Below are 25424 nucleotides of genomic sequence, written 5' to 3'. Positions count from 1 at the left end.
GTCCCGCACCCGAAGGGGCGGGACCCGGCTCTGGAAAAGCGCGTTCGAACTAGGCGGGAACGATGTTCTCCGCCTGCAGGCCCTTCTGGCCCTGCGTGACCTCGAAGGAGACCTTCTGGCCCTCGACGAGCTCACGGAAGCCGGAGCTGGCGATGTTCGAGTAGTGGGCGAAGACGTCCGGGCCGCCGCCGTCCTGCTCGATGAAGCCGAAGCCCTTTTCCGAGTTGAACCACTTCACGGTGCCAGTAGCCATGTTGTTCTCCTGAACAGGTAGTGGGCCCCCATCCGGAGATGCACCGGGTAATGCCGGAGATGCCGGTAAAACAAAACGCGCCTGCGGAGGATTCCGATCAGGCGCACAAAGTAAATGGGTACCAAAAACGTATCAATGAGACAGTAGCACACCCTGATACCAGAGGGCGAGGCGAAGCGTGTGGGCCGGGACACAGCCCCGGCCCACACGCGACGAGCTCTGCTACGCGAGCGGGCCGGTCACCGGCTCCACCGCGGCCACCACGCCGCCCGCGCGCACGAACGCGTCCGCCGCCGCCAGGTCGGGGGCGAGGAAGCGGTCCGGGCCGGGGCCCTGGACGCCGGCCGCGCGGACCGCGTCGATGACCGCCCGCGAGGCAGGGGCCGGGGTCAGGCCCTCACGCAGTTCGATCGCGCGGGTGGCGGCGTACAGCTCGATGGCCACGATCCGGGTCAGGTTGTCCACGGAGGTGCGCAGCTTGCGCGCCGCCGACCAGCCCATGGAGACGTGGTCCTCCTGCATGGCGGAGGAGGGGATGGAGTCCGCCGACGCCGGGACGGCGAGCCGCTTCATCTCGCTGACCAGAGCGGCCTGCGTGTACTGGGCGATCATCAGGCCCGAGTCGACGCCCGCGTCGTCCGCGAGGAACGGCGGCAGGCCGTGGCTCCGGTTCTTGTCGAGCAGCCGGTCGGTGCGGCGCTCGGCGATCGAGCCGAGGTCGGCGGCGGCGATGGCGAGGAAGTCGAGGACGTAGGCGACGGGGGCGCCGTGGAAGTTGCCGTTCGACTCGACGCGCCCGTCGGGCAGCACGACCGGGTTGTCGACGGCGGCGGCCAGCTCGCGCTCGGCGACCGTGCGGGCGTGCGCGAGGGTGTCCCGGCCGGCGCCGGCAACCTGCGGGGCGCAGCGCACGGAGTAGGCGTCCTGGACGCGCGGGGCGTCGTCCTGGTGGTGGCCGGTGAGCTCCGAACCCTTCAGCACGGCCAGCATGTTGGCGGCGCTGGCGCTCTGGCCGGGGTGCGGGCGGATGGCGTGCAGCTCGGGGGCGAGGACCTTGTCCGTGCCGAGGAGCGCTTCGAGGGAGAGCGCGGCGGCGACGTCGGCCGACTTGTACAGCGTCTCCAGGTCGGCGAGGGCCATGACCAGCATGCCGAGCATGCCGTCGGTGCCGTTGAGGAGGGCGAGGCCCTCCTTCTCGCGCAGCTCGACGGGGGTGATGCCGGCCTCGGCGAGCAGCTCGCCCGCGGGGCGCACGACACCGTCGGGGCCTTCGGCGTCGCCCTCGCCCATCAGGGTCAGGGCGCAGTGGGACAGCGGCGCCAGGTCGCCGGAGCAGCCGAGCGAGCCGTACTCGTGGACGACCGGGGTGATGCCCGCGTTCAGGATGTCCGCCATGGTCTGCGCGACCTCGGGCCGCACACCGGTGTGCCCGGAGCAGACGGTCTTGAGCCGCAGGAACATCAGCGCGCGGACGACCTCGCGCTCGACGCGCGGGCCCATGCCGGCGGCGTGCGAGCGGACGATGTTGCGCTGCAACTGGGCGCGCAGTTCCGGGCTGATGTGCCGGCTCGCCAGGGCGCCGAAACCGGTGGAGACGCCGTAGACGGGCTCCGGCTTCGCGGCCAGCGCGTCCACGATCGCGCGGGCCGCGGCGAGGGCCGCCACCGCCTCGTCGGAGAGCTCGATCCGGGCGCCTTCGCGCGCCACGGCGAGAACGTCGGACGCGGTCACTCCGGACGTCCCCACCACCACAGTGTGCATATCCATATTCAGGAGCGTACGCAGTGAATTCCTCGATGTCACTAGCGGGTGGCGGGTTGACCCCTTACTCCGGCGTACGTCACAACGACGGCTTCGTACGTCCCGAAGGGTGCCGCGTCCGGCGCTGCGCGCGCCGCCTGTGCCACGTGCGGGGCGCCGCGCAGGTCACGTGCGGGGCCTGTCGTGCCGTCCGCGGAACCTGCGGCGTTCACCCGCCGTGGGCGAGGGCGCGTCCGCGAGACGTACGACGGGATCGTCGGGGCCCTCACGCCCGGCGACCACGGGTTTCGCGGCCCGGACGGCCTTCGCCCGGTACTGGGCCGCGTCCGCCAGCCGGAACAGCCGCCGCGCCGACCGTACGGGGCCGATCGCGTCCCCGGTCGAGGCGACCCCGCACGCCACCCCCTCGCCGAGCTCCAACTCCGCCGCCCGATAGCAGAGTTCGCCGGCGATCCGCACCACGTCGTCCGCCGACGGGCCCACCGCGAGCAGACAGAACTCGTCGCCGCCCAGCCGCGCGGCGAGGGTGCCCGGGAGCATGGCCCCGCACAGCGAGAGCACCGACCCGAACCGTTCGAGGAGCCGGTCGCCGACGGCGTGCCCCTGGGTGTCGTTGACTCGCTTGAGCCCGTTGAGGTCACAGACGACGAGGCTGACCACGGCACCGTCCTCCCTGTGCCGCTCCACGGCCTCCTCCAGCCGTACGTCCACCGCGCGGCGGTTGGCGAGGCCGGTCAGGGAGTCGGTGTAGGCGAGGCGCCGGGCCTCCTCCAGACGCTCGGTCTGGGCGATCCCGGCCGCGACGACGGAGGCGAGGACGGTCGCGAAGTCGGCGTCCCGCGGACCGAAGACCGGCGCGCCCGCCGAACGGGCCACGTAGAGCTCGCCCCAGGCCCGCCCGTGCAGGACGATCGGAGCGACGACGCAGCAGCCGCGGCCACGCCTGCGCAGTGCCGCCACGCGCTGGTGGCAGTACCCGAAGGCGCCGACCGTTGGGCCGTCGGCGGTCTCGACCCAGGCGTTCGGCTCGCCGCCGCCCGCCCAGCGCTCGTGCAGGAACTCGGTGATCTCCGGGAACTGGTGCACCGGGTAGGCCTCCCCGTCGGGGAACTCGTCCTCGTCCGGGGCGCGCTCGCCCACGTTGGCCAGCACGCGCAGCCGGCCGAGTTCGCGCTCCCACACGGAGAGCGCGGCGAAGCTCCCCGTCAGCGCGTGACACGCGCCGAGCGCCGCGGCCCGCCACGACTCCCGCGGGGTGTGCGCCGCCGCCATCCCCTGCGCCAGCGTCACCACGGCCCTCAGCCGACTGTCCTCACCACCCATCACCCCAGGCTAGGTATATTTGCCCATAATTGGGACATCGGCGGGGCGAACAGGGGTACGGCTCGTGCGGTCCGGTCCCGGGACTACTCCCCCGGCCACTCCGGCTTGCGCTTCTCGTTGAACGCCGCGACTCCCTCCGCCCGGTCCCCGGAGAAGGCGACGGACCGCCAGGCCGCGTCCTCGACCTCCAGACCCGCGCGCAGATCGAGTCCGTGACCGAGGCGCAGGGCCCGCTTGGCGGCGCGCAGCCCGACCGGCGAGTTCGCGGCGATCCGGGCCGCCAGGGCGAGCGCCTCCGCCCGGTCCTGCCCCGCCTCCACCAGCTCGTCCACCAGCCCCAACTCCCTCGCCTCGGCGGCCTCCAGACGCCGCGCCGAGAAGATGAGCTCGGCGGCGCGCGCGGCTCCGACCCGGCGCGGCAGAAGCTGCGTACCGCCGCCTCCGGGAATCACGCCGACGGACACCTCGGGCAGTCCGACGACCGCCGAACGGTCGGCCACGATCAGGTCGCAGGACAGCGCCAGCTCGAACCCGCCGCCCAGCGCGAAGCCGTGCACGGCGGCGACGGTCGGCATCGGCAGTTCCAGGACCCCGGTGTACGCGGACCGCGCGAAGGGCCGCTGCCGTACCAGCTCGGCGTCCGTGAAGGAGTTGCGCTCCTTCAGGTCGGCGCCGACGCAGAAGGCGCGCTCGTGCGTGGAGGTCAGCACGACCACGCGCACGTCCCGGTCGGCGGCGAGGGCGTCGCAGGCGCCGGCGATCGACCGCGCCATGTCCGTGGACACGGCGTTCATGGCCTTGGGCCGGTCGAGGACGAGCTCGGCGACGTGCCCGTGCCGCCGTACGGCCACGAACTCGCCGAACCTCCGCTCGCCCGGCTCCGCCACCTGGTCCGCCTCTTGCTGCGCCATGACACCCTCCCGGTTAACGCGGGTTAACAATCGATGCCCCGATCATCGCAGCCGCGGCCGTCCAGCGAAACCCGCCTCCTCGGGCCGTACCACCTCGTTCGAGTGACATGTCGTCGAACTTCGTTTCGCCGCTCTCGGAGGGTGCATAACCTGCGCACCGCCGCAGCGCATCGGGGACACCGGCTCACCGGGGAGGGACGACCATGACGAACCGCGAGACACCGCAGGCCACCAGCACCCGGCCGGGCCCGCGACCGACACTCACACGACCGCCGGCCCAGCGGACGGCCGCCGAGGCCGCCGGGGCCGCCGGGACGGACACGGCGGCGGACCGTCGTCCCTCCGCCGCGGCGGAGGCGCCCGCGGCGGCGGACGACGGGTGGATCCGCGTAACGCCGCTCAACAGGGCGATGCCGTCCCCCACCGCACCCGGCACCGCCGCGTCGGACGCCCCGGACGCGCCCACCGTGAGAACGCCCACCGCCCGCATGGGCGCCATCCTGGCGGCCGCCAGGAAGAGGGCCGACGTCGACACGGCGCTGACCAGGAAGGCGGCCGGCACCGGGTTTCGTACCCCGTCCCCGCGGGCCGGCGCACCCGGACCCGCGCCGGCCACCGCGAAGACCGGGACCGCTCCGGACAGGGCCGCGAAGGTCTGGGCCCCCGGCACACCGGGCACCCCCTCACGAGGGGCCGGGGTCGCGGCGGTCGGCCGGGGACCGGAAACCGGGGCCGAGGCCCCCGCGGCCGAAGGCGTGACGAACGTCCGCGAAGCCGAGGCCCGAGGGTCCACGTCCACGACGGCCACGCAGGGGCCGGATGCCGGTAACACGACGGGCACGGGCGGAACCGAAGGGCCGGAAGCCGGAAGCGCTGCGGGCGAGGACGCGACGGGCGGGCAGGGCGCCGAGACGCGGGCCGAGGCACCGGCGACCGCCCTCACACCGGACGCCCGGCCGACGGAATCCGGAGACACGACGCGCGCCGCCGGAGACGCCTCGGACACCGGACGGACGCAAGCCCGAACCACGGTGCGCGCGGCCACGATCACCACGAACACCGGGCGGACCGAAGCCGGAGCCACCGTGCGCGCGGCCGCGATCACCACGGACACCGGGCGGAACGAGGCCGGAACCAGCGTGCGCGTGGCCCGGGACGGGGTGCGTGGGGGCGGGGCGGAGGCCGGGGGCTCTGCGCGCGAGGGGGTGCGGGTCTCGCCGGAGACGGAGGTCGGGGCGCGAGGGATCGTTCCGCCGCCGCGGGCCGGGGGCGCGGGCGGGGCCGTGTACACGCCCGGCGCCGACGAGCCCGCGCCCGTCCGGCCGCGGGTCGTCCGGGGCCGGCACCGCAAGCCCCGTCGCCGCCGCGTGCTCTTCGCCGCGGGCGGGCTCGCGCTCGCCGCGGGGGTGCTGAGCCTCACCCGGATGACGCCGGACGCGGTGACGGGGAGCGCGGACGGAGGGCACGCGGAGGCCGAGCCGGTCGCGACGGCCACGGACAACGGCACGGCGGGCGACGCCGTCCCGACCGTCGCGGCGATGCCCTCACCCACGCGGGCCGGAGCCGCGCCGGCGAGCCCCGCGATGGGCGGGACGAGCCCGGCGCCCACCTCGGACACGAGCGGGATCCCGGCGTCGGTGCGGACACCGGCCGCCACGGTCCCGGCGGCTCACGGCGCGGCCCCCGCCGCCACGGAAGCGGGCGGCAGCACGGGCATCCCGACAGCCCCCGCGACGACACCGCCGGCCGCGCGGTCGACACCGCCGGCCACCCCGCCCGCCGAGACACCGCGGCACACCCCGTCCCCGAGCCCGAGCGCCACGGCGCCGTCCCACCAGCAACCGGGCGTGTGCGTACCGATCGTGGGGATCTGTGTGAACGGGCTGCTGTCGCCCGGCCAGGACGAACAGTGACCGGAAGGCGGCGAGCGGCGAGCGGGAGGCGGTGAGGGGCAGCCGGGAGGCGGGTGAGTGGAAGCCAGGAGGTTCCGAGCAGTGACCGGAGGCGCTACGCGTCGTCGGCCCGGCGGGCCAGCAGCCACGGCTCGATGACGCCGAGACCACGCACGGGCCGCTGCCACATCGGCTGGAGCGCGAAGCGGTACGAGGGGGGTTCCTCGCCCTCCTTCTCCGCGGCGGCCGCGGCCTCGGCGGCCTCCGCCTCGGAGGCGGGCGCGTCGCCGGTGCGGGTCAGCTCCTCGGCGAAGGCGCCGTCGACGAGGACGGCGTCCCGCGGCGCTATCGACGTGAGCCGGCTCGCCAGGTTCACGGTCGTACCGAACACGTCGCCCATCCGGGTGGTGACCGTGCCGAAGGCGATGCCGACGCGCAGCTCCGGCATCGTCTCGTCGTTGGCCATCGTCTCGATGAGCCGCAGCGCGATCTCCGCGGCGACACCGGCGTCGTCCGCGGAGTAGAGCACCTCGTCGCCGAGGGTCTTGATGAGCCGGCCCCCGTGGGCCGCCACCAGGTCCGCCGCGGTCGTCTCGAAGGCCTCGACGAGCTCGCCGAGCTCCTCCTCCTCCATGCGGCGCGTCAGCCGGGTGAAGCCGACGAGGTCGGCGAAGCCGACGGCGAGACGGCGGTCGACCATCTCCTCGTCGTCCGCCGCCTGCACGACCCGGCCGGTGGCCGCGGCGAGCTGGCGGCGCCAGACGTAGACGAGGAACTCCTCCAGCTCGGGCAGGAGCAGCTCGATCAGCGGGTACGTCACCTCGGTGCGGGTCATTCCCGGCTCCGGGGGCTCGGTCAGGCCCTCCAGGAAGGAATCGATCTGCCATTCGGCCAGACGGGCGGTGGTCTGCCCGGTGGAGCGGGCGACCTGGACGGCCATGGCCTCGCTCAGCAGGCCCGCCTCGACGAGACCGGCGAGACGGCGCAGCGCGAGCACGTCCGCCTCGGTCAGCGCCTTGGCCTGGCCGATGTCCGCGAAGCCCATCGCCCGCCAGAAGCGGGAGGCCAGCTCCATGGAGACGCCCGCGCTGCGGGCCGCCTGGAAGGGGGTGTACCGCCGCTCGGCACCGAGGATCAGCCCCTCGAGGCGCAGCGCGAGCGGATCGCCCTCGGAGTCCGGTTCGGCCTGGGGGTCCACCCGGCCGTTCGCCTCGTGCCGCGCGTCGGGCCGGACCTCCGGCCGCGCTGCGCCGTGCTCGTCCCCGCGGGGACGGCTCCCCGCCGGGACGAGGTCGTCGCCGGAGAGGCCGGTTCCCGCGTCCTGGCGGTCGTCCGGGCGGTGGTTCGGGCGGGTGCCGGGACCGGCCTCGTCGGCCGCGGCGGCCCGTGCGGGTGTCGCGTCCGTGACCGGCCCGGCGGTACGGCCGGGCTCGCCGCCGGGGGCGGGGTGGGCACCCGTGCCGGAGCCGGTGTCGTCGACGGTCACTCCTGCTGCCCTTCCGATCTGCCGTGGTCAGGTTCGACCGCGCTCAACTCTACGGCAGGTGTGCGCTGGCTCACTCCCGATGGCGGGACCGAGGCCCGAGAGGTGCCGAAGGTCTGGACCACTCCCCGTCCCGGCCGTCGCACGCCCCACCGGCCCGCACCCTCGCCCCACCCGCCGCCCCGCGCCGCCGGAGTCCCCACGCACCGCGCCCCGGGACTCCCGCCGCACCGTGGATCCGGGCTCCCACCGCACCGCGCCCCGGGACCTCCGCCGCACCGCGCCGACCGGACCCCCGGCGTCCGGACCGCTCGTGGTGGGCGTCGGGGCGTCGGGGCGTCGGCTCACGCGGGGCGCAGGTGCACCACGTCTCCGGCACCCACCGGCTCCCGTACGCCGTCGGCGGTCGCGATGACGAGCCGGCCGTCCCCGTCCAGGGCCACCGCCTCGCCGACGACCGTCCGTCCGCCGGGCAGTTCGGCCCGCACCGAGCGCCCGAGCGTCGCGCAGCCGGCCGCGTACGTCTCCTGGAGGCCTGACGCGACGGGGTCGCCGCCCGCGTCGCGCCACCGCACGTACCACTGCTCCAGGGAGCGGAGCACGGCCCGCAGCACGGTGTCACGGTCCGTGGTCGTGGCGCCCGCCATCACCAGCGATCCCGCGCCGGGCACGGGCAGTTCGTCCTCGCGCAGCGAGACGTTGACGCCGATCCCGACGACGACCGCGTCGCTCCCCGCACGCTCGGCGAGGATGCCGCCGGCCTTGCGTTCCTCTCCGTCCACGGTGACCAGCAGGTCGTTGGGCCACTTGAGGGCGGTGTCGACTCCCGCGGAGCGCGAGAGCGCCGTGGCGACGGCCACGCCGGTGAGCAACGGCAGCCAGCCCCAGCGCTCGACGGGGACTCCGGCGGGCTTCAGCACCACGGAGAAGAAGAGGCCGGAGCGGGCCGGAGCGGTCCACCGGCGGTCCAGGCGTCCACGCCCGGCGTTCTGCTCCTCGGCGACGAGGACGGCGCCCTCGTCGGCCCCCTTCTCGCCGGTGACGACCGCGGCCAGGTCGGTGTTGGTCGACCCGGTCCGCTCCACCACCTCCACGTCGCTCCACAGGCCGCCGTCACGGACCAGCGCCCTGCGCAGGGCGGCCCCGTTCAGCGGCGGACGGTCCAGGTCGGACCACCGGTTGTCGTTCGTGTCTGCTGCATCTCGCGGCGTCATGCAACCCAGCCTAGGTGTGGTAAACGCCGCACTGCCGATCGGTAGGCACGCCACTACGCTACGGATGAGTAGCAAGCCCCCCTTCTGAGCACCGCTTCTGAGCACCGCTTCTTTCTGAGCACCGCGTTTTCCGAGCAGTCACCCTCACGTCCCCTTAGATCAGGCAGGGAGCCGCAACCCGATGTCCGAGCCGGAAGAGCTGCACCACCCCGACATCCACACCACCGCGGGCAAGCTCGCGGATCTGCAGCGCCGCATCCAGGAAGCGACGCACGCCGGCTCGGAGCGCGCCGTCGAAAAGCAGCACGCCAAAGGCAAGTTGACGGCTCGTGAGCGCATCGAACTGCTGATGGACGACGGTTCCTTCGTCGAGTTCGACGAGTTCGCGCGGCACCGGTCGACCGACTTCGGGCTGGAGAAGAACCGCCCGTACGGCGACGGTGTGGTCACCGGCTACGGCACCGTCGACGGCCGTCCGGTCGCCGTGTTCTCCCAGGACTTCACGGTTTTCGGCGGTGCTCTCGGCGAGGTCTTCGGTCAGAAGATCATGAAGGTGATGGACTTCGCGCTGAAGACCGGCTGCCCGGTCATCGGCATCAACGACTCGGGCGGCGCCCGGATCCAGGAGGGCGTCAGCGCTCTCGGCATGTACGGCGAGATCTTCCGCCGCAACGTGCACGCCTCGGGTGTCATCCCGCAGATCAGCCTGGTCGTCGGTCCGTGCGCGGGCGGCGCGGTGTACTCCCCCGCCATCACCGACTTCACGGTGATGGTCGATCAGACCTCGCACATGTTCATCACGGGCCCCGACGTCATCAAGACGGTGACGGGTGAGGACGTCGGCTTCGAGGAGCTGGGCGGCGCCCGCACGCACAACGCCGTGTCTGGCGTGGCCCATCACATGGCGGGCGACGAGAAGGACGCGATCGAGTACGTCAAGCAGCTTCTGTCGTACCTGCCGTCCAACAACCTCAGCGAGCCCCCGGTGTTCCCGGAGGAGGCGGACCTCGCCCTCACGGACGAGGACCGCGAGCTGGACACGATCGTGCCGGACAGCGCGAACCAGCCGTACGACATGCACGCGGTGATCGAACACGTCCTGGACGACGCCGAGTTCTTCGAGACGCAGGCGCTGTTCGCGCCGAACATCCTCACCGGCTTCGGCCGGGTCGAGGGCCACCCGGTCGGCATCGTCGCCAACCAGCCGATGCAGTTCGCCGGTTGTCTGGACATCGACGCGAGCGAGAAGGCCGCGCGGTTCGTGCGGACGTGCGACGCGTTCAACGTGCCCGTCCTGACGTTCGTGGACGTGCCCGGCTTCCTCCCGGGCGTCGACCAGGAGCACACGGGCATCATCCGCCGCGGCGCCAAGCTGATCTACGCGTACGCCGAGGCGACCGTCCCGCTGATCACGATCATCACGCGCAAGGCCTTCGGCGGCGCGTACGACGTCATGGGCTCCAAGCACCTGGGCGCCGACCTCAACCTGGCCTGGCCCACCTCCCAGATCGCGGTCATGGGCGCGCAGGGCGCGGTCAACATCCTGCACCGCCGCACCATCGCGGCCGCCGAGGACCAGGACGCCACGCGGGCCCGGCTCATCCAGGAGTACGAGGACACGCTGCTGAACCCGTACACGGCGGCCGAGCGCGGTTACATCGACGGCGTGATCATGCCGTCGCAGACGCGCTCCCACGTCGTACGCGGCCTGCGTCAGCTCCGTACGAAGCGGGCATCACTGCCTCCGAAGAAGCACGGCAACATCCCGCTCTAGACCCCGCCGACCAGGACCCTGGGAGCAGACATGACGATCAAGGTCGTACGGGGCAATCCGACCCCGGAGGAGCTGGCCGCCGCACTGGCGGTGGTCCGCGCACGCGCCGCGGCGGTGGCGTCCGCCCCGTCCGGCGCGTCCGGACCGCGTGACTCCTGGTCCGACCCCGCCCGCATCGCCGCGCACCGGCTCCCGCAGCCGGGCCCGACGTCGTGGGGCCGCAGCTACTGGCCCGGCTAGGGCCTGTCCGGCGGTTCGGGGCCACGGCCCGCGCCGGCACGCGACACCCCCGATCCCCCCGCGGACACCGCCCCGGGGGGATCTCGGTTTCACAGGATGTCCGCAAGTTGAGTACGCGTACTCAGGCGTCGGGCCGCCCGCTCGTCGCACGATCGGGAGCATGCTGTGGTCCGACCCCGAGAACGAACCCCCCGAGGATCTCCGCGACATGCAGGACATGTTGCGACGCCTGGGCGTTCTCCTGGCGCTGGCCATGGTGATCGGGATGCTCCTGGTGGGCATCCGCTGAACTGACCGGCAGCCGAGGCGGGGGCGGATCGGCGCCGATACCCTGATCGCATGACCGATCAGCCGCGCCGCCGTCTCGTCCTCGCCTCCCAGTCTCCCGCCCGGCTCAATCTGCTGCGGCAGGCCGGTCTCGCCCCCGAGGTGATCGTGAGCGGGGTCGACGAGGACGCCGTCACCGCGCCCACTCCCGCCGAACTGGCGCTCGCGCTGGCCGAGGCGAAGGCCTCCGTCGTGGCGGCCCGTCCCGAGGTCCAGGGCGCGCTGGTGATCGGCTGCGACTCGGTGCTCGACCTGGACGGCCAGGCGCTCGGCAAGCCCGCCGACGCCGAGGAGGCCACCGCGCGCTGGAAGGCGATGCGCGGCCGGGCGGGCACGCTCCAGACGGGGCACTGCGTCTGGGACACCGCGCAGAAGCGCTGGGAGTCCGCGATCGCCTCGACCGTGGTCCGCTTCGGCGAACCGACCGACGAGGAGATCGCCGCGTACGTCGCCTCGGGCGAACCCCTGCACGTGGCAGGCGCGTTCACCCTGGACGGCCGCTCGGCGCCCTTCATCGAGGGCATCGACGGCGACCACGGCAACGTCATCGGCATCTCACTGCCGCTGGTCCGCAGGCTGCTCCGCGAACTCGGCGTGGGCATCACGGAGTTGTGGACGCCCAGGGAGCCGTGAGTTCCTCGGGCCCGGGCGTCCGGTCAAGACGCCCGGCCACCCGGCCACTCCGGGAACGCCCGTACGCATCCGGGCGGTTGAGGTCCGGAAGCGGGCACGTCCGAGCACCCGGGCGGCCGACGTCCGGGTCCGGGCCCCCCGGGCCGCCCCCGGCCGCCGGCACACCCGAAGGCGGCCGGAGGGCCGGGAGGGCGGTCAGGGGCCGTCAGGAGGCCGCGGGAGCCGCTGCCGCGACCGCGACCCCGGGCTCCCGCTCGACGGCGCTCGCGTCGGCACCCGTGGCGTCGGCGGTCGCCGCCTCGGCGCCCTTCGGTTCGGCACCCTTCCCCAGGTCGACGGTCCCCGCGGGGACACCCTCACCCGGGCCGGCGCCGCCCGCCTCCGCGCTCCCGTCGGGACCGGTGCTCCCGGCGTCGGCCGCGTCGCCCTCGCCGTCACCCGTCCCGCCGGTCTCCGGCGCGGCGTCGACGGGGCCGGTCTCGCGGCCGTCGTACGCCAGGAGGGTGAACACGATCAACGCGAACACCACCATCATGAAGGCGAACGCTCCCCAGCCCACCAGGCCCACCGTGAAGGCGCCGAGCAGGGCGTGCACCACGGCGGCGCTGATCAGCAGGACACGCCCGAAAACGCCCGGGGGACGTTGCCGCAGCGCGACCAGCAGGGCCACCACGGCACAGGCCAGGAAGTAGAGGCCGAAGACCAGCCCGCCGATCTTCGACGACCGCGCCATCAGGTCGGAGTCGAGCCCGGCCATGGACATGTCCTGGCGGTCGACGACCACGCCGAGGAACCAGTTGAGGAGTGCGATACCGATCGCCTCCACGAAAAGCACGATCGCCGCCACCCACACCAGCGGTCTCCGCACCACCGGCCCCACCCACTTCCGCGTGCTGTTACCCCAAGTACGTCTTAGACATCCCGAACGCTACTAACGGGTAAACCCAGGGACAAGGGTTCCGTCGAGGGCAAAGAATCGTTGGGCCATTCGTAGGGACTCGACAAAGAATCGTTGTGGGCCGCAGCACGGAGTCACAGAGACCTTGGCCACACCTGAGGGCTAGGGTTCAGGGAAGGATTCCCGCGTGCCTTGGCACGACAAGGGTTTTCGCGGGTAGGGCGAGCCTCGTATCACGCTCCGTGTGGGCAAGCTCACCACTGGGGACAGCTCGAAGTGTCGTGTTGGCTGTCCCTAAACTCGGCTTGTTTTCAAGGAGGGAGCCATCGTGCGCAAGGTGCTCATCGCCAACCGTGGCGAAATCGCTGTCCGCGTGGCCCGAGCATGTCGGGATGCCGGGATCGCGAGCGTTGCCGTGTATGCGGAACCGGACCGGGACGCTCTGCATGTCCGTGCGGCGGACGAGGCGTTCGCGCTGGGCGGTGACACTCCGGCCTCCAGTTACCTGGACTTCGCCAAGGTGCTGCAGGCCGCCAAGGACTCGGGCGCGGATGCCATCCATCCGGGTTACGGCTTCCTTTCGGAGAACGCGGACTTCGCCCAGGCCGTGCTCGACGCCGGGCTGATCTGGATCGGTCCGCCGCCGCAGGCGATCCGCGACCTGGGTGACAAGGTCGCCGCCCGGCACATCGCGCAGCGCGCGGGCGCGCCGCTGGTGGCCGGTACCCCGGACCCGGTCTCGGGTGCCGAGGAGGTCGTCGCGTTCGCCGAGCAGCACGGCCTGCCGATCGCGATCAAGGCCGCCTTCGGTGGCGGCGGTCGTGGTCTGAAGGTCGCCCGGAACCTGGAAGAGGTACCGGAGCTGTACGAGTCGGCGGTGCGCGAGGCCGTCGCGGCCTTCGGGCGCGGCGAGTGCTTCGTGGAGCGCTACCTCGACAAGCCCCGGCACGTGGAGACCCAGTGCCTGGCCGACAGCCACGGCAACGTGGTCGTCGTCTCCACCCGTGACTGCTCGCTCCAGCGCCGCCACCAGAAGCTGGTCGAGGAGGCCCCCGCCCCGTTCCTGTCCGAGGCACAGGTGGCGGAGCTGTACGCGTCCTCCAAGGCGATCCTGAAGGAGGCCGGCTACGTCGGCGCGGGAACCGTGGAGTTCCTGGTCGGCATGGACGGCACGATCTCCTTCCTGGAGGTCAACACCCGTCTGCAGGTCGAGCACCCGGTCACCGAGGAGGTCGCCGGCATCGACCTGGTCCGCGAGATGTTCCGTATCGCGGACGGCGAGGAGCTCGGCTACGGCGATCCCGAACTGCGCGGCCACTCCATCGAGTTCCGCATCAACGGCGAGGACCCGGGCCGCAACTTCCTGCCCGCCCCCGGTACGGTCACGGCCTTCGCGGCGCCGACCGGCCCCGGCGTCCGGCTGGACGCGGGCGTCGAGTCCGGCAGCGTCATCGGCCCGGCCTGGGACTCCCTGCTCGCGAAGCTGATCGTCACCGGCGCCACCCGGCAGCAGGCCCTCCAGCGGGCCGCCCGCGCCCTGGCCGAGTTCCAGGTCGAGGGCATGGCGACGGCGATCCCGTTCCACCGCGCGGTGGTCGAGGACCCGGCGTTCGCCCCCGAGCTCACCGGCTCGGAGGACCCGTTCACGGTCCATACCCGCTGGATCGAGACCGAGTTCGTCAACGAGATCAAGCCGTTCGCCGCCCCGGCCGACGCCGAGACCGATGACGAGCCCGGCCGCGAGACGGTGGTCGTCGAGGTCGGCGGCAAGCGCCTGGAGGTCTCGCTGCCGGTCTCGCTGGGCATGTCGCTGGCCCGCACCGGTCTGGCCGCCGGCGCCAAGCCCAAGCGCCGCGCCGCGAAGAAGTCCGGCCCGGTCGCCTCGGGCGACACCCTCGCCTCCCCGATGCAGGGCACCATCGTCAAGGTGGCCGTCGAGGAGGGCCAGGAGGTCAAGGAGGGCGATCTGATCGTCGTCCTGGAGGCCATGAAGATGGAACAGCCCCTGAACGCGCACCGCTCCGGCACCGTCAAGGGCCTGAGCGCGGAGGTCGGCGCCTCCGTGACGTCCGGCGCCCCCATCTGCGAGATCAAGGACTGAGCACGCGGACGGGTGGCACACCCGTCCGCGTGGCGTCCGAAGCGCCCGGCGAACCGCGTCTGCGGCCCGCCGGGCGCTTCCGCGTAGAACGGCTCGCCGGGGTCCCTGCTGTAGGGAGTGAATCCCGGGCGCGACGGCGCCCGGGACCCGGTCCGCGCAACCGTCCACGATGCTTCGAGCCGTCCGGCACGGAGCCCGCGGACATCCGTCGAGGAGCCGCCGGTGGCATCCTGGAGCGCAGCCGCGGGCGGTGGGAGAGGGCAGGTGGAGGCCATGGTGGGCGCGACCGCGAAGGAGCGGGCCGGAACCTCCGGGCCCGCCCAGGGTCCAGGAGCGCCGCGGGTGATGCGGGCGGACGCCCGGCGCAACCACGGACGGCTGCTCGCGGAGGCGCGCGCCGCGTTCGCCGCGCACGGCACGGACGCGTCCCTGGAGGACGTGGCCCGGCGCGCGGGCGTCGGAATCGGCACGCTGTACCGGCACTTCCCGAATCGACACGCCCTGATGAGCGCGGTCTTCGAGGACGCGGTGAGCGATCTGCTGGCCCGCTCGCGCGAGTTGCTCGACGCCCCGCAGCCGTGCACCGCGCTGGTGGAGTGGCTGCGCGAGATCATCTCGCACGCGGGTGCGTACCGGGGACTCGCGCGCGCCCTCATGTCGGCCTCGCGGGAAGACGGTTCACACCTCGCCCGGTGCAGTGGCCCGATGCGTGAGGCGGGCAACGCCCTGCTGCTGCGCGCCCGGGAGTCGGGAGCCGTACGCCCCGACGTCTCGATCGGCGATCTCCTCCAGTTGACCAACGCGATCGCGCTGGCGGCGGAGGAGACCCCGGACGACCCCGCGCTGGCCGACCGGCTGCTGAACCTGACCCTGCGCGGCCTGAAGCCGTGAGCGGCCCCGGCCTCCGCGGTCTCGACCCGTGAGGCGCCCCGGCCTCCGGTACCTGAAACCGTGAGGCGCCCCGGCCTCCGGAGCCTGGGAGCGTGAACCGCCCCGCCCCGGTGGCCCGACACCGTGAACCGACCTGTGCACGGTCTGGACGCGTGAACCGATCTGGTTCGTGGTCCGGACCCGTGAGCCGGGCCGGTCGGGTCGGCCGAGGGGCTCGGCCGTCCGCTTCACCGTCCCGGCGGCACCGCTCAGCGGCGTCGCAGATCGGCCACTCGTGCCCGTTCGGCCGGGGGCTGGTCCCCCATCACCGTCGCGCTCCGTAGTTGCGGTCCCGAGCCCGGGACCACCTGGCCGCGGCGCGGGCCCGGGAGCGGTACGTCCCGACGCGGCTGGCGCCCCGTCGGGAGCGGGTCCCCTCCCGCCCCGCCCGGCGCCGATGACCCGGCCACCGCGATCTGTACGCCCTGATCCGCCAGGGCCTGCAGTTCGGTGGCCGCCCGGTCGTCATGGGCGGGCGGCTCGTCCGTGACCAGCCGGGTGATGAGGTCGGTCGGCACGGTCTGGAACATGGTGTCCGTCCCGAGCTTGGTGTGGTCGGCGAGGACCACGACCTCCGCGGCGGCCTGGACGAGAGCGCGGTCCACCGACGCCGAGAGCATGTTGGACGTGGAGAGTCCGCGCTCGGCGGTCAGACCGCTCCCGGAGAGGAACGCCCGGGACACGCGCAGCCCTTGCAGGGACTGCTCCGCACCCGAGCCGACCAGGGCGTAGTTGGAACCGCGCAGGGTGCCGCCGGTCATCACGACCTCCACACGGTTGGCGTGGGCCAACGCCTGGGCCACCAGCAGTGAGTTGGTGACGACGGTCAGGCCGGGTACCCGAGCGAGCCGGCGGGCCAGCTCCTGCGTGGTGGTCCCCGCCCCCACCACGATGGCCTCGCCCTCTTCGACGAGACCCGCGGCGAGATCGGCGATGGCCGTCTTCTCGGCGGTCGCGAGATGCGATTTCTGCGGAAAGCCGGACTCTCGCGTGAACCCGCCCGGCAATACCGCACCGCCGTGCCGGCGGTCGAGGAGTCCTTCTGCCTCCAGCGCGCGCACGTCCCGCCGTACGGTCACTTCGGAGGTCTGGACGACGCGGGCGAGCTCACGGAGCGACACGGCTCCATTCGCTCGCACCATTTCGAGGATCAATTGGCGACGTTCTGCAGCGAACACGAAACTGACAGTAACCCCAACGACCGTCTGCTTTCAGCAGTTTGCGCCGAATAACAGAAGTTGTTCGCATGGCGGGGTGCTCAGTGGTATACGTGCCCACTCTCGCCGCCCCCGCGCTGCGCAGCGTCACCAACTCCCCGTGACCAGCGGGGAGTCGGCTGAGGGGGTCAGCCCTCGCCCGCGGTCTTCCGGGTGTGGAGCTGCCGCGCCACCTCGGCGATCGAGCCGGACAGCGACGGGTACACGGTGAACGCGTTCGCGATCTGTTCGACCGTCAGATTGTTGTCGACCGCGATCGAGATCGGGTGGATGAGCTCCGAAGCGCGCGGGGAGACGACCACGCCGCCGACCACGATGCCGGTGCCGGGGCGGCAGAAGATCTTGACGAAGCCGTCGCGGATGCCCTGCATCTTGGCCCGCGGGTTGCGCAGCAGCGGCAGCTTCACGACCCGGGCGTCGATCTTGCCCGCGTCGACGTCCGCCTGGGAGTAGCCGACGGTGGCGATCTCGGGGTCGGTGAAGACGTTCGAGGAGACCGTCTTCAGGTTCAGCGGGGCCACCGCGTCGCCGAGGAAGTGGTACATGGCGATGCGGCCCTGCATGGCGGCGACGGACGCGAGGGCGAAGACGCCGGTCACGTCACCGGCCGCGTACACGCCCGGAGCGGTGGTGCGGGAGACCCGGTCCGTCCAGATGTGCCCGGAGTCGCGGACCCTGACGCCGGCCTCCTCCAGGCCCATCCCGCTGCTGTTCGGGATGGCGCCGACGGCCATCAGGCAGTGCGTGCCGCTGATGACCCGGCCGTCGGAGAGCGTGACCTCGACCCGGTCGCCGACCCGCTTGGCGGACTCGGCGCGGGAGCGGGCCATGACGTTCATGCCGCGGCGGCGGAAGACGTCCTCCAGGACGGCGGCCGCGTCGGGGTCCTCGCCCGGCAGCACGCGGTCGCGGCTGGAGACGAGGGTGACGCGGGAGCCGAGGGCCTGGTAGGCGCCGGCGAACTCGGCACCGGTGACACCGGAACCCACCACGATGAGCTCTTCCGGCAGCTCGTCGAGGTCGTAGACCTGCGTCCAGTTAAGGATGCGCTCGCCGTCGGGCTGCGCGTCGGGCAGCTCGCGCGGGTGCCCGCCGGTGGCGAGGAGCACGGCGTCGGCGGTGAGGGTCTCCTCGGTGCCGTCCGCGGCGCTCACGACGACCTTGCGGGATCCGTCCAGGGCCTGCATGCCCTCCAGGCGTCCGCGGCCGCGCAGCACCCGGGCGCCGGCCCGGGTCACCGAGGCGGTGATGTCGTGCGACTGGGCGAGCGCGAGACGCTTCACACGGCGGTTGACCTTGCCGAGGTCGACGCCGACCACCTTGGCCGCCTGCTCCAGCGGAGGGGTGTCGTCGGCGACGATGATCCCCAGCTCCTCGTACGAGGAGTCGAAGGTCGTCATCACCTCGGCCGTGGCGATGAGAGTCTTCGACGGCACGCAGTCGGTGAGCACCGACGCCCCGCCCAGACCGTCGCAGTCGACGACGGTCACCTCCGCGCCGAGCTGCGCGGCCACCAGCGCCGCTTCATATCCGCCGGGTCCGCCACCGATGATCACGATCCGAGTCACGTACTCCATTGTCCCGCACGCTTCAAGGTGCTTCCGCCCAGGGGCCCCGAGTCCGGCGCATCCGAGCCACTTTGTTACGTGAGGGGCCTGCGTGCCGCTGACGTACCCTCGACCACATGTCGCTCTACGCCGCGTACGCCGGCAATCTCGATCCGCGGCTCATGACGCGCCGCGCCCCGCATTCGCCGCTGCGCGCGACGGGCTGGCTGAACGGCTGGCGGCTGACCTTCGGCGGCGAGCACATGGGCTGGGAGGGAGCGCTCGCGACGATCGTCGAGGCGCCGCGGTCCCAGGTCTTCGTGGCGCTGTACGACATCGCCCCGCCGGACGAGGACTCCATGGACCGCTGGGAGGGCGTCGGCCTCGACATCTACCGCCGGATGCGTGTACGTGTGCACACACTGGAGGGTGAGGAATCCGCGTGGGTCTACGTACTGAACGGGTACGAGGGAGGACTGCCCTCGGCGCGTTATCTGGGCGAGATCGCGGACGCCGCCGAGTCCGCCGGGGCTCCGCACGACTACGTCATGGAGCTCCGCAAGCGTCCCTGCTGAGGTCTGTCCCACCCGGCGCGCCCCGCCGCTCCGCGGCGGAATCCGTGCCGCTCCGCGGCGGTTTCCGCCCACCGGCACGCCCGTCCCGCTCCGTCGCGAGGGCGCCCTCGCCACCCCGCCGCTCCGCGGCCCATCTCCCACCCTCCGGCCCGTCTCGGCCCGTCGCGTCGGCGCCCTCGCGGTGACCTCACGGCGCCTTCGCCCCCGCTCGTTCGTCGGAAACGACAAGACAACGATCGCAAGACCGTGAGCACTGTCATCTACGCGCGTAGGCCCGAACCGGCTACGCTCTTGCGCGTGAACGCATCTCTTCTTCCGGACGACATCCAGGGCGACCCCCACGCCGCCGCCGACGCCGCCGCCACGCGCCTGCGCGAGCTCACGGGCGCCGAGACCCACGACGTCGCCCTCGTGATGGGCTCCGGCTGGGCTCCCGCCGTGGACGCCCTCGGCACCCCCGAGGCCGAGTTCCCCGTCACCGAGCTGCCCGGCTTCCCGCCGCCGGCGGTCGAGGGCCACGGCGGCACCGTCCGCTCGTACCGGATCGGCGACAAGCGCGCCCTGGTCTTCCTCGGCCGCACCCACTTCTACGAGGGCCGCGGGGTCGCCGCCGTCGCGCACGGCGTCCGTACCGCCGTCGCCGCCGGCTGCAAGACCATCGTGCTCACCAACGGCTGCGGCGGTCTGCGCGAGGGCATGCGCCCCGGCCAGCCCGTGCTGATCAGCGACCACATCAACCTGACGGCCACCTCGCCGATCGTCGGCGCGAACTTCGTCGACCTCACCGACCTGTACTCGCCGCGGCTGCGCGCGCTGTGCAAGGAGGTGGACCCCTCCCTGGAGGAGGGCGTCTACGCGCAGTTCCCCGGCCCGCACTACGAGACCCCCGCCGAGATCCGGATGGCCCGTGTCATCGGCGCCGACCTCGTGGGCATGTCGACGACCCTCGAGGCCATCGCCGCGCGTGAGGCGGGCGCCGAGGTTCTCGGCATCTCCCTCGTCACCAACCTCGCCGCCGGTATGACGGGCGAGCCCCTGAACCACGAGGAAGTCCTCCAGGCCGGCCGCGACTCGGCCGCGCGCATGGGGGAACTTCTGACCCAGGTGCTGGATCGTCTGTAGGCGACGGCGTGTCCGCCCCCGGCGCCGGGGGCGCGACGACCCGGGCACACGGAACCGTACGACCGAAGAGAGAGGTGCACCCCAGGTGCAGGACGAACTCATCGCGCGGGCCAAGGCGTGGCTGGCCGAGGACCCCGACGCGGAGACCCGTGACGAACTCGCCAAGCTCGTCGAGGCCGAGGACGTCACGGAGCTGACCGCCCGTTTCAGCGGCACGCTCCAGTTCGGCACCGCGGGTCTGCGCGGTGAGCTCGGCGCGGGCCCGATGCGGATGAACCGTTCCGTGGTCATCAGGGCCGCGGCCGGACTCGCCGCGTATCTCAAGGCCGAGGGACGGACCGGCGGACTCGTGGTCATCGGCTACGACGCCCGCCACAAGTCCGCGGACTTCGCCCGGGACACGGCGGCCGTGATGACGGGCGCGGGCCTGCGTGCCGCCGTCCTGCCCCGGCCGCTGCCCACGCCCGTCCTCGCCTACGCCATACGGCATCTCGGCGCGGTCGCGGGCGTGGAGGTCACCGCCAGCCACAACCCGCCCCGGGACAACGGCTACAAGGTCTACCTCGGCGACGGCTCGCAGATCGTCCCGCCGGCCGACGCGCAGATCGCCGCCGAGATCGACGCGGTCCGCGCGCTGGCGGACGTGCCCCGCCCCGACTCCGGCTGGGAGACCCTCGGCGAGAGCGTCCTGGAGTCCTACCTGGCCCGTACGGACGCCGTCCTCGCCGAGGGCTCGCCGCGTACCGCCCGCACCGTCTACACGGCGATGCACGGCGTCGGCAAGGACGTGCTGCTCGCGGCCTTCGCGCGGGCCGGGTTCCCGGAGCCGGTGCTCGTCGCCGAACAGGCGGAGCCCGATCCGGACTTCCCGACCGTCGCCTTCCCCAACCCGGAGGAGCCCGGCGCGATGGACCTCGCCTTCGCGGCGGCCCGCGCGGCGGAACCCGACCTGATCATCGCCAACGACCCGGACGCCGACCGGTGCGCCGTGGCCGTGAAGGCCGGTGCCGACTGGCGCATGCTGCGCGGCGACGAGGTGGGCGCGCTGCTCGCCGAGCACCTGGTGCGGCGCGGCGCGCGCGGTGTCTTCGCCGAGTCGATCGTCTCCTCCTCGCTGCTCGGCCGGATCGCCGAGGGCGCGGGCCTGCCGTACGAGGAGACGCTCACCGGGTTCAAGTGGATCGCCCGCGTCGAGGGGCTGCGGTTCGGGTACGAGGAGGCGCTCGGCTACTGCGTCGACCCCGAGGGCGTGCGCGACAAGGACGGCATCACCGCCGCGCTCCTGATCACCGAGCTGGCCTCGGAGCTCAAGGAGCAGGGCCGGACCCTGCTGGACCTCCTCGACGACATCGCCGTCACGTACGGGTTGCACGCCACCGACCAGCTCTCGGTGCGGGTGGAGGACCTCTCGGTCATCGCGAACGCCATGCGCCGGCTGCGCGAGCAGCCGCCCACGGAGCTCGCGGGTCTGGCCATCACGAAGGCCGAGGACCTGACCCGGGGGACGGACAAGCTGCCGCCCACGGACGGCCTGCGCTACACGCTGGACGGCGCCCGGGTCATCGTCCGGCCGAGCGGCACCGAGCCCAAGCTGAAGTGCTACCTGGAGGTCGTGGTGCCCGTCGGCGGCCACGACGGTCTCCCGGCGGCCCACGCGAAGGCGGCCGAGCTGCTGACGGCGATCAAGCGGGACCTGTCGGCCGCGGCCGGCATCTGAACCCACGCCCCCGGCGGAAGCGGTGCTCTCTGATGCGAGCAGCGCTTCCGGGCGGGAGCGGTGCTCTCCAGTGAGATCGGCGCTTACCGGGGGGAGAGAGCAGTGCTCTCCGGCAGAAGCAACGCCTCTCGGTGAGAGCAGCGCTCTCTGGTGAGATCAGTGCTCTCTGACGAGAGCACTGATCTCCGGTGGGGGGCGGCACTCCGGTTGGGGGGATCGCACTCCCGTTGGGGCCACCGGGCCATGGCATGCACGCCCGCCCTCCTTACGGGTGATTTCCGCACGGCAGTTGACGCAGCGCTCCCGTGCGCCGCCGGAAGACCGAGGAACGGTTACCGGCAGCGCACCTTCGAGTCCCAGGAGCCGCCGCGTGCCCTCGACCGATTCCCGGCCGACGTCCGCCCCGCCCCGAAAGGCGCCGGGCGGGACCGTCCCCGGCGTCCCGGCCGCCCGGCACGCGCCCGGCGCGGCCGGTCTCCTCGCCCTGCTCCGCACCGCCCTCCGGCACGCGGCCCCCGCCCTGACCGCCTACGCGGCCGTCCGCCTCACCGGACTGCTCACCCTCGCGCTCTGGGCGCACCGCAGGCATCACGGCGTCTGGCCGATCCTGGCGGCCCAGTGGGACGCGCACTGGTACCTCGGCATCGCCGACCACGGTTACGCGCACCATCTGGGCACCGCGTTCGACGCGAACAACCTGGCCTTCTTCCCGCTCTACCCGGTCCTGGTCAAGGCCGTCGCGGCGGTGACCCCCGGCTCGCGCGCCTCGACCGGGCTCGCGATCGCGGTCATGTGCTCCTTCGTCGCCGCGTGGGGTGTCCACGCGGTCGGCAGTCATCTCCACGGCCGCCGCGCGGGTGTGCTGCTGACCGTGCTGTGGGCGGCCCTGCCGGTGGGTCTCGTCCAGTGGATGGGCTACACGGAGTCGCTGTTCACCGCGTTCGCCGCGTGGGCGCTGTACGCGACCCTCACCGGCCGGCTGCTCTGGGCCGCCTCGCTGGCTGCGCTCGCGGGGCTGACCCGGCCCACCGGGGTCGCGGTGGCCGCCGCCGTGGCCGTGGCCGCACTGCTGTCGCTGCGCCGCGGCTTCTCCGTCCGGGCGCTCGCCGCGGTCGTCCTGGCCCCGGCCGGCTGGCTCGCGTACGTCGGCTGGGTGGGACACAGGCTGGGCCGCTGGGACGGCTACTTCGCCGTACAGCGGCTGTGGCACAACGAGTGGGACGGCGGCGCGGAGACCGTGCGCCGACTGCGGGAGGTCCTCGCGCAGAACTCCTCGCCGGAGCTGTTCCTGGTGATGGTGACCGCGACCCTGCTGGCGGCCGTGGCGCTGTACGCGCTGTCGGTGGGCGACCGCCAGCCGCCCCCTCTCCTCGTCTTCACCGGGATCCTGCTGCTGATCGTCCTCGGCAGCGGCGGCGTCTACTTCCCGCGGGCCCGCTTCCTGCTCCCCGGCTTCCCGCTGCTGCTGCCCCTGGCCCTGTACCTGGCCCGCGCCTCACGCCGCCTTAGGACGCTGTTCCTCACGGCCGCGGTCCTCGGTTCGGCGTACTGCGGCGCGTACATGGTCCTGGTGTGGCCGAGCGCGCCCTAGGGCTGTTCCCGGGCAGCGCCTTCCCGGGGTCCGTCTCACCGGTCCGGGAGTCCCACCAGCGCGACCAGGACCACCGACAGCCACAGCAGGACGAGCGGCACCGCCAGCGGCCACAGGGGGCGCCCCCGCTCGCCCTCCTCGCTGTCGCCCGTCGGGCGCAGGTCGGGGTCGGTGTACATGGCGGTCATCTCGGCGGCCAGGGCGTCGTACGGGTGGGTCACACCGCGTCGGCGCTGGAGCCAGGCCCAGCGGGGCGCGGAGACCGTCCATGACCCGTCGCCGCCCCAGCGCAGCTTGAGCTCCAGGGACTCCCGGCGGACCGAGCGGATGTCGTCCCACGGGATGTGGGTGGTCCCGCGCAGACCGTTCAGCCAGAGCCCGGTCCTGTCGGCGGTGATCCGCCAGCACAGCTTCACGGGGATGCGGAACGCGCCGTACAGGCCGGTGAGGAGGGCGAGGGCGTGCTTCCAGAGACCGACGTCCCCGTCGGTGAACACCAGCCCGCCCAGCAGGGCGCCCCACACCAGCATCAGGAAGCCGGACAGCCGGTCCACCGGGCCCGCGCGCCAGTGGCGTACCGGCGCGGTGCTCATCGAGCGGGCGGCCTCCACCAGGCCGAAGTGCCGTGCGTCGTCCGCCGCCCTGCGGGCCGCCGTCCGCTTCGCCTGTCCGAGCCGTCGTCGCACGGTGCTCTCCGGCACCGGGCGTACGGGCCCGGACGACCGTTCCGCCACGAGCGGGCCCCCGGGCGTCGGCGCGGCGCTGACGAGCACGACCTCGGCACCGTCGTACGGCACGCCGTACAGGACTGCCTCCCGCAACGGTCCGGGCCGGTCGTCGTAGAGCGGGTTCGTCTCCACCGGGCCCGGGACGTCCGCCACGTCCGCCACGATGTCCACCGCGCCGTCCGCCACGTCGTCCGCGTCGTAGTCCCGGTCCTGGTCCAGCGCGACCACGCCGACGGTGAACAGCGGTCGCAGGCCCGCCACGTCGTCCGCGGCGAAGACCCTCGCGTCGCCGTGCCGGGTCTCGCGCGTCAGGACGCGCAGGACGGGCGCCGGCGCGGCACGCAGGGCGACGGCCCGCCGTCTGCCCAGCACTCCGGAGAGCAGGGCGGCGACGCCAAGTCCGGCCACGAAGCAGCCGCCGGCGACCATCGCCCGGCGGCCCTCCGAGGAGTCCCACAGACCGGCGGTCGCGATCGCCGGGACGCCCGCGAGGATCACGAAGGTCCCGAGTCGGGAGAGAGACCGGCCGCGCCGAAGCGGGCGGCCCGTGTCCGGGAGGGGCGCCGTCACCCCTCCCGAGGCGGCGAGTGCCGCGTCCCGCTGCCGGTCCCTGGCCCGCAGCCGCAGGCCGGAGACGGCCAGGGCGGTCGCGGTCAGCAGGAGTGCGCCCACGACCACGGGGAGGACCGGGGCGGGACGCAGGACCACGACCGCCAGGGCCAGGGCGGGCGCCGACACCCGTACGATCTCGGGCCGCAGCGGCAGCCAGACGAGATGGAGCCCGGCCGCCGCCGCGAGGTACGGCGGCAGACCGGCCCAGGTCAGTCCCAGGGCGGCCAGCGCGCCCGTGAGCAGTGCCAGTTTCAGGCTCCGCAGCCCGAGCCGCTGCACGAACGTCCAGCCGGGCGGCAGCACCCGCGTCCAGCGCCGGGTGTGCTCCGTGCTCCAGGAAAGGCAGCCGTCGGGTATCGCGGTGGCGGGCAGCGGCCGCCGGACGTCGGTGTTCATCGTTTCCCAGAGACTCGGACCACGCGGGCGGCCGGTTGTACACGGAAGGCCCTCGGCTTCGTCTCCGGGTGGGGAACGGTGGTCGCGGCCGAGGCGGGGCGTGGCCCGGCCGAGGCGGGGCGTGGCCCGGCCGAGGCGGGGCGTGGCCCCGCCGAGGCGGGGCGTGGCCCCGCCGAGGC

At 73.2% G+C, this 25424-nt stretch carries 21 protein-coding genes; 11 read left to right on the top strand and 10 right to left on the bottom strand.

Annotated features, from left to right (window positions below; translation table 11 throughout):
* Window positions 1-49: 49 nt before the first annotated feature.
* The 4 genes from ACIQ7M_RS15385 to ACIQ7M_RS15370 all read right to left on the bottom strand — a co-directional run bounded on the left by ACIQ7M_RS15385 (window position 50) and on the right by ACIQ7M_RS15370 (window position 4248).
* The gene (locus ACIQ7M_RS15385) at window positions 50-253 is read right to left on the bottom strand and encodes a cold-shock protein (RefSeq protein WP_055556530.1); all 204 of its coding nucleotides are present in this window, start codon (window positions 251-253) and stop codon (window positions 50-52) included.
* 222 nt (window positions 254-475) lie between these two features.
* Complete coding sequence (gene hutH / locus ACIQ7M_RS15380; protein ID WP_386980605.1) at window positions 476-2014, bottom strand: histidine ammonia-lyase; 1539 nt, start codon at window positions 2012-2014, stop codon at window positions 476-478.
* A gap of 165 nt (window positions 2015-2179) precedes the next feature.
* A complete protein-coding gene (locus ACIQ7M_RS15375) occupies window positions 2180-3337 on the bottom strand; it encodes a sensor domain-containing diguanylate cyclase (RefSeq protein ID WP_355773453.1) in 1158 nt (385 codons plus the stop codon).
* Between the two features lie 83 nt (window positions 3338-3420).
* A complete protein-coding gene (locus ACIQ7M_RS15370) occupies window positions 3421-4248 on the bottom strand; it encodes an enoyl-CoA hydratase/isomerase family protein (protein WP_403643954.1) in 828 nt (275 codons plus the stop codon).
* A gap of 203 nt (window positions 4249-4451) precedes the next feature.
* Here ACIQ7M_RS15370 and ACIQ7M_RS15365 point away from each other — a divergent pair, with 203 nt between their 5' ends.
* Complete coding sequence (locus tag ACIQ7M_RS15365; RefSeq protein WP_403643951.1) at window positions 4452-6161, top strand: hypothetical protein; 1710 nt, start codon at window positions 4452-4454, stop codon at window positions 6159-6161.
* A gap of 94 nt (window positions 6162-6255) precedes the next feature.
* Here the strand turns inward: ACIQ7M_RS15365 and ACIQ7M_RS15360 are convergent, their stop codons facing one another.
* Complete coding sequence (locus ACIQ7M_RS15360) at window positions 6256-7626, bottom strand: adenylate/guanylate cyclase domain-containing protein (protein WP_386980590.1); 1371 nt, start codon at window positions 7624-7626, stop codon at window positions 6256-6258.
* A gap of 341 nt (window positions 7627-7967) precedes the next feature.
* Entirely contained in the window at window positions 7968-8837 is an 870-nt protein-coding gene (locus tag ACIQ7M_RS15355; protein WP_355773461.1) for a biotin--[acetyl-CoA-carboxylase] ligase, read from the bottom strand.
* A gap of 181 nt (window positions 8838-9018) precedes the next feature.
* Between ACIQ7M_RS15355 and ACIQ7M_RS15350 the strand changes: the two genes are divergently transcribed.
* From ACIQ7M_RS15350 to ACIQ7M_RS15335, 4 genes are all read left to right on the top strand, one after another.
* Window positions 9019-10611, top strand: coding sequence for an acyl-CoA carboxylase subunit beta (locus ACIQ7M_RS15350; protein ID WP_355773464.1), 1593 nt, complete (start codon window positions 9019-9021; stop codon window positions 10609-10611).
* Between the two features lie 30 nt (window positions 10612-10641).
* Window positions 10642-10851: an acyl-CoA carboxylase epsilon subunit gene (locus ACIQ7M_RS15345; RefSeq protein ID WP_103554379.1), complete on the top strand. Its 210-nt coding sequence runs from the start codon at window positions 10642-10644 to the stop codon at window positions 10849-10851.
* Between the two features lie 160 nt (window positions 10852-11011).
* A complete protein-coding gene (gene mmpB, locus ACIQ7M_RS15340) occupies window positions 11012-11140 on the top strand; it encodes a morphogenic membrane protein MmpB (protein ID WP_355770590.1) in 129 nt (42 codons plus the stop codon).
* 50 nt (window positions 11141-11190) lie between these two features.
* Complete coding sequence (locus tag ACIQ7M_RS15335) at window positions 11191-11811, top strand: nucleoside triphosphate pyrophosphatase (RefSeq protein ID WP_355770588.1); 621 nt, start codon at window positions 11191-11193, stop codon at window positions 11809-11811.
* 205 nt (window positions 11812-12016) lie between these two features.
* On the opposite strand, the gene ACIQ7M_RS15330 is transcribed toward ACIQ7M_RS15335, so the two are convergent.
* Entirely contained in the window at window positions 12017-12682 is a 666-nt protein-coding gene (locus ACIQ7M_RS15330) for a hypothetical protein (RefSeq protein WP_403643944.1), read from the bottom strand.
* Window positions 12683-13037: 355 nt separating this feature from the next.
* Between ACIQ7M_RS15330 and ACIQ7M_RS15325 the strand changes: the two genes are divergently transcribed.
* Entirely contained in the window at window positions 13038-14810 is a 1773-nt protein-coding gene (locus ACIQ7M_RS15325) for an acetyl/propionyl/methylcrotonyl-CoA carboxylase subunit alpha (RefSeq protein ID WP_403643941.1), read from the top strand.
* A 273-nt stretch (window positions 14811-15083) separates the two neighbouring features.
* Window positions 15084-15701, top strand: coding sequence for a TetR/AcrR family transcriptional regulator (locus tag ACIQ7M_RS15320; RefSeq protein WP_403644560.1), 618 nt, complete (start codon window positions 15084-15086; stop codon window positions 15699-15701).
* A gap of 248 nt (window positions 15702-15949) precedes the next feature.
* On the opposite strand, the gene ACIQ7M_RS15315 is transcribed toward ACIQ7M_RS15320, so the two are convergent.
* Both ACIQ7M_RS15315 and ACIQ7M_RS15310 read right to left on the bottom strand, forming a co-directional pair.
* Window positions 15950-16918, bottom strand: coding sequence for a DeoR/GlpR family DNA-binding transcription regulator (locus tag ACIQ7M_RS15315; protein ID WP_386989565.1), 969 nt, complete (start codon window positions 16916-16918; stop codon window positions 15950-15952).
* A 167-nt stretch (window positions 16919-17085) separates the two neighbouring features.
* On the bottom strand, window positions 17086-18534 hold the full coding sequence (locus tag ACIQ7M_RS15310; RefSeq protein ID WP_386989567.1) for an NAD(P)H-quinone dehydrogenase: 1449 nt from the start codon (window positions 18532-18534) through the stop codon (window positions 17086-17088).
* A gap of 107 nt (window positions 18535-18641) precedes the next feature.
* Between ACIQ7M_RS15310 and ACIQ7M_RS15305 the strand changes: the two genes are divergently transcribed.
* The 4 genes from ACIQ7M_RS15305 to ACIQ7M_RS15290 all read left to right on the top strand — a co-directional run bounded on the left by ACIQ7M_RS15305 (window position 18642) and on the right by ACIQ7M_RS15290 (window position 23509).
* Window positions 18642-19079, top strand: a complete 438-nt coding sequence (locus ACIQ7M_RS15305) for a gamma-glutamylcyclotransferase (protein WP_355770576.1) — start codon at window positions 18642-18644, stop codon at window positions 19077-19079.
* A 297-nt stretch (window positions 19080-19376) separates the two neighbouring features.
* Window positions 19377-20201, top strand: coding sequence for a purine-nucleoside phosphorylase (locus ACIQ7M_RS15300; protein WP_355770573.1), 825 nt, complete (start codon window positions 19377-19379; stop codon window positions 20199-20201).
* An 85-nt stretch (window positions 20202-20286) separates the two neighbouring features.
* Window positions 20287-21918, top strand: coding sequence for a phospho-sugar mutase (locus tag ACIQ7M_RS15295; RefSeq protein WP_386989145.1), 1632 nt, complete (start codon window positions 20287-20289; stop codon window positions 21916-21918).
* A 370-nt stretch (window positions 21919-22288) separates the two neighbouring features.
* On the top strand, window positions 22289-23509 hold the full coding sequence (locus tag ACIQ7M_RS15290) for a hypothetical protein (RefSeq protein WP_403643935.1): 1221 nt from the start codon (window positions 22289-22291) through the stop codon (window positions 23507-23509).
* A gap of 35 nt (window positions 23510-23544) precedes the next feature.
* Here ACIQ7M_RS15290 and ACIQ7M_RS15285 read toward each other — a convergent pair whose 3' ends face one another.
* Window positions 23545-25245 (bottom strand): hypothetical protein, encoded by a 1701-nt coding sequence (locus ACIQ7M_RS15285; RefSeq protein WP_403643932.1) that lies wholly within the window; start codon window positions 25243-25245, stop codon window positions 23545-23547.
* Window positions 25246-25424: the final 179 nt, after the last annotated feature.

The organism is Streptomyces sp. NPDC096324, from assembly GCF_044763015.1.
Lineage (GTDB): Bacteria > Actinomycetota > Actinomycetes > Streptomycetales > Streptomycetaceae > Streptomyces.
Note: the sequence above shows the minus strand (reverse complement) of the source record. Positions and strands in the feature narration are given on the sequence as shown.

Excerpts from the sequence above, each read along its gene's own strand:
- ACIQ7M_RS15350 (WP_355773464.1), top strand. The coding sequence starts at position 9,019 with ATGTCCGAGCCGGAAGAGCTGCACCACCCCGACATCCACACCACCGCG.
- ACIQ7M_RS15310 (WP_386989567.1), bottom strand. The coding sequence starts at position 18,534 with ATGGAGTACGTGACTCGGATCGTGATCATCGGTGGCGGACCCGGCGGA.
- ACIQ7M_RS15285 (WP_403643932.1), bottom strand. The coding sequence starts at position 25,245 with ATGAACACCGACGTCCGGCGGCCGCTGCCCGCCACCGCGATACCCGAC.
- ACIQ7M_RS15345 (WP_103554379.1), top strand. The coding sequence starts at position 10,642 with ATGACGATCAAGGTCGTACGGGGCAATCCGACCCCGGAGGAGCTGGCC.
- ACIQ7M_RS15385 (WP_055556530.1), bottom strand. The coding sequence starts at position 253 with ATGGCTACTGGCACCGTGAAGTGGTTCAACTCGGAAAAGGGCTTCGGC.
- ACIQ7M_RS15365 (WP_403643951.1), top strand. The coding sequence starts at position 4,452 with ATGACGAACCGCGAGACACCGCAGGCCACCAGCACCCGGCCGGGCCCG.
- hutH (WP_386980605.1), bottom strand. The coding sequence starts at position 2,014 with ATGCACACTGTGGTGGTGGGGACGTCCGGAGTGACCGCGTCCGACGTT.
- ACIQ7M_RS15335 (WP_355770588.1), top strand. The coding sequence starts at position 11,191 with ATGACCGATCAGCCGCGCCGCCGTCTCGTCCTCGCCTCCCAGTCTCCC.
- ACIQ7M_RS15320 (WP_403644560.1), top strand. The coding sequence starts at position 15,084 with ATGGTGGGCGCGACCGCGAAGGAGCGGGCCGGAACCTCCGGGCCCGCC.
- ACIQ7M_RS15305 (WP_355770576.1), top strand. The coding sequence starts at position 18,642 with ATGTCGCTCTACGCCGCGTACGCCGGCAATCTCGATCCGCGGCTCATG.
- ACIQ7M_RS15355 (WP_355773461.1), bottom strand. The coding sequence starts at position 8,837 with ATGACGCCGCGAGATGCAGCAGACACGAACGACAACCGGTGGTCCGAC.
- ACIQ7M_RS15370 (WP_403643954.1), bottom strand. The coding sequence starts at position 4,248 with ATGGCGCAGCAAGAGGCGGACCAGGTGGCGGAGCCGGGCGAGCGGAGG.
- mmpB (WP_355770590.1), top strand. The coding sequence starts at position 11,012 with ATGCTGTGGTCCGACCCCGAGAACGAACCCCCCGAGGATCTCCGCGAC.
- ACIQ7M_RS15375 (WP_355773453.1), bottom strand. The coding sequence starts at position 3,337 with ATGGGTGGTGAGGACAGTCGGCTGAGGGCCGTGGTGACGCTGGCGCAG.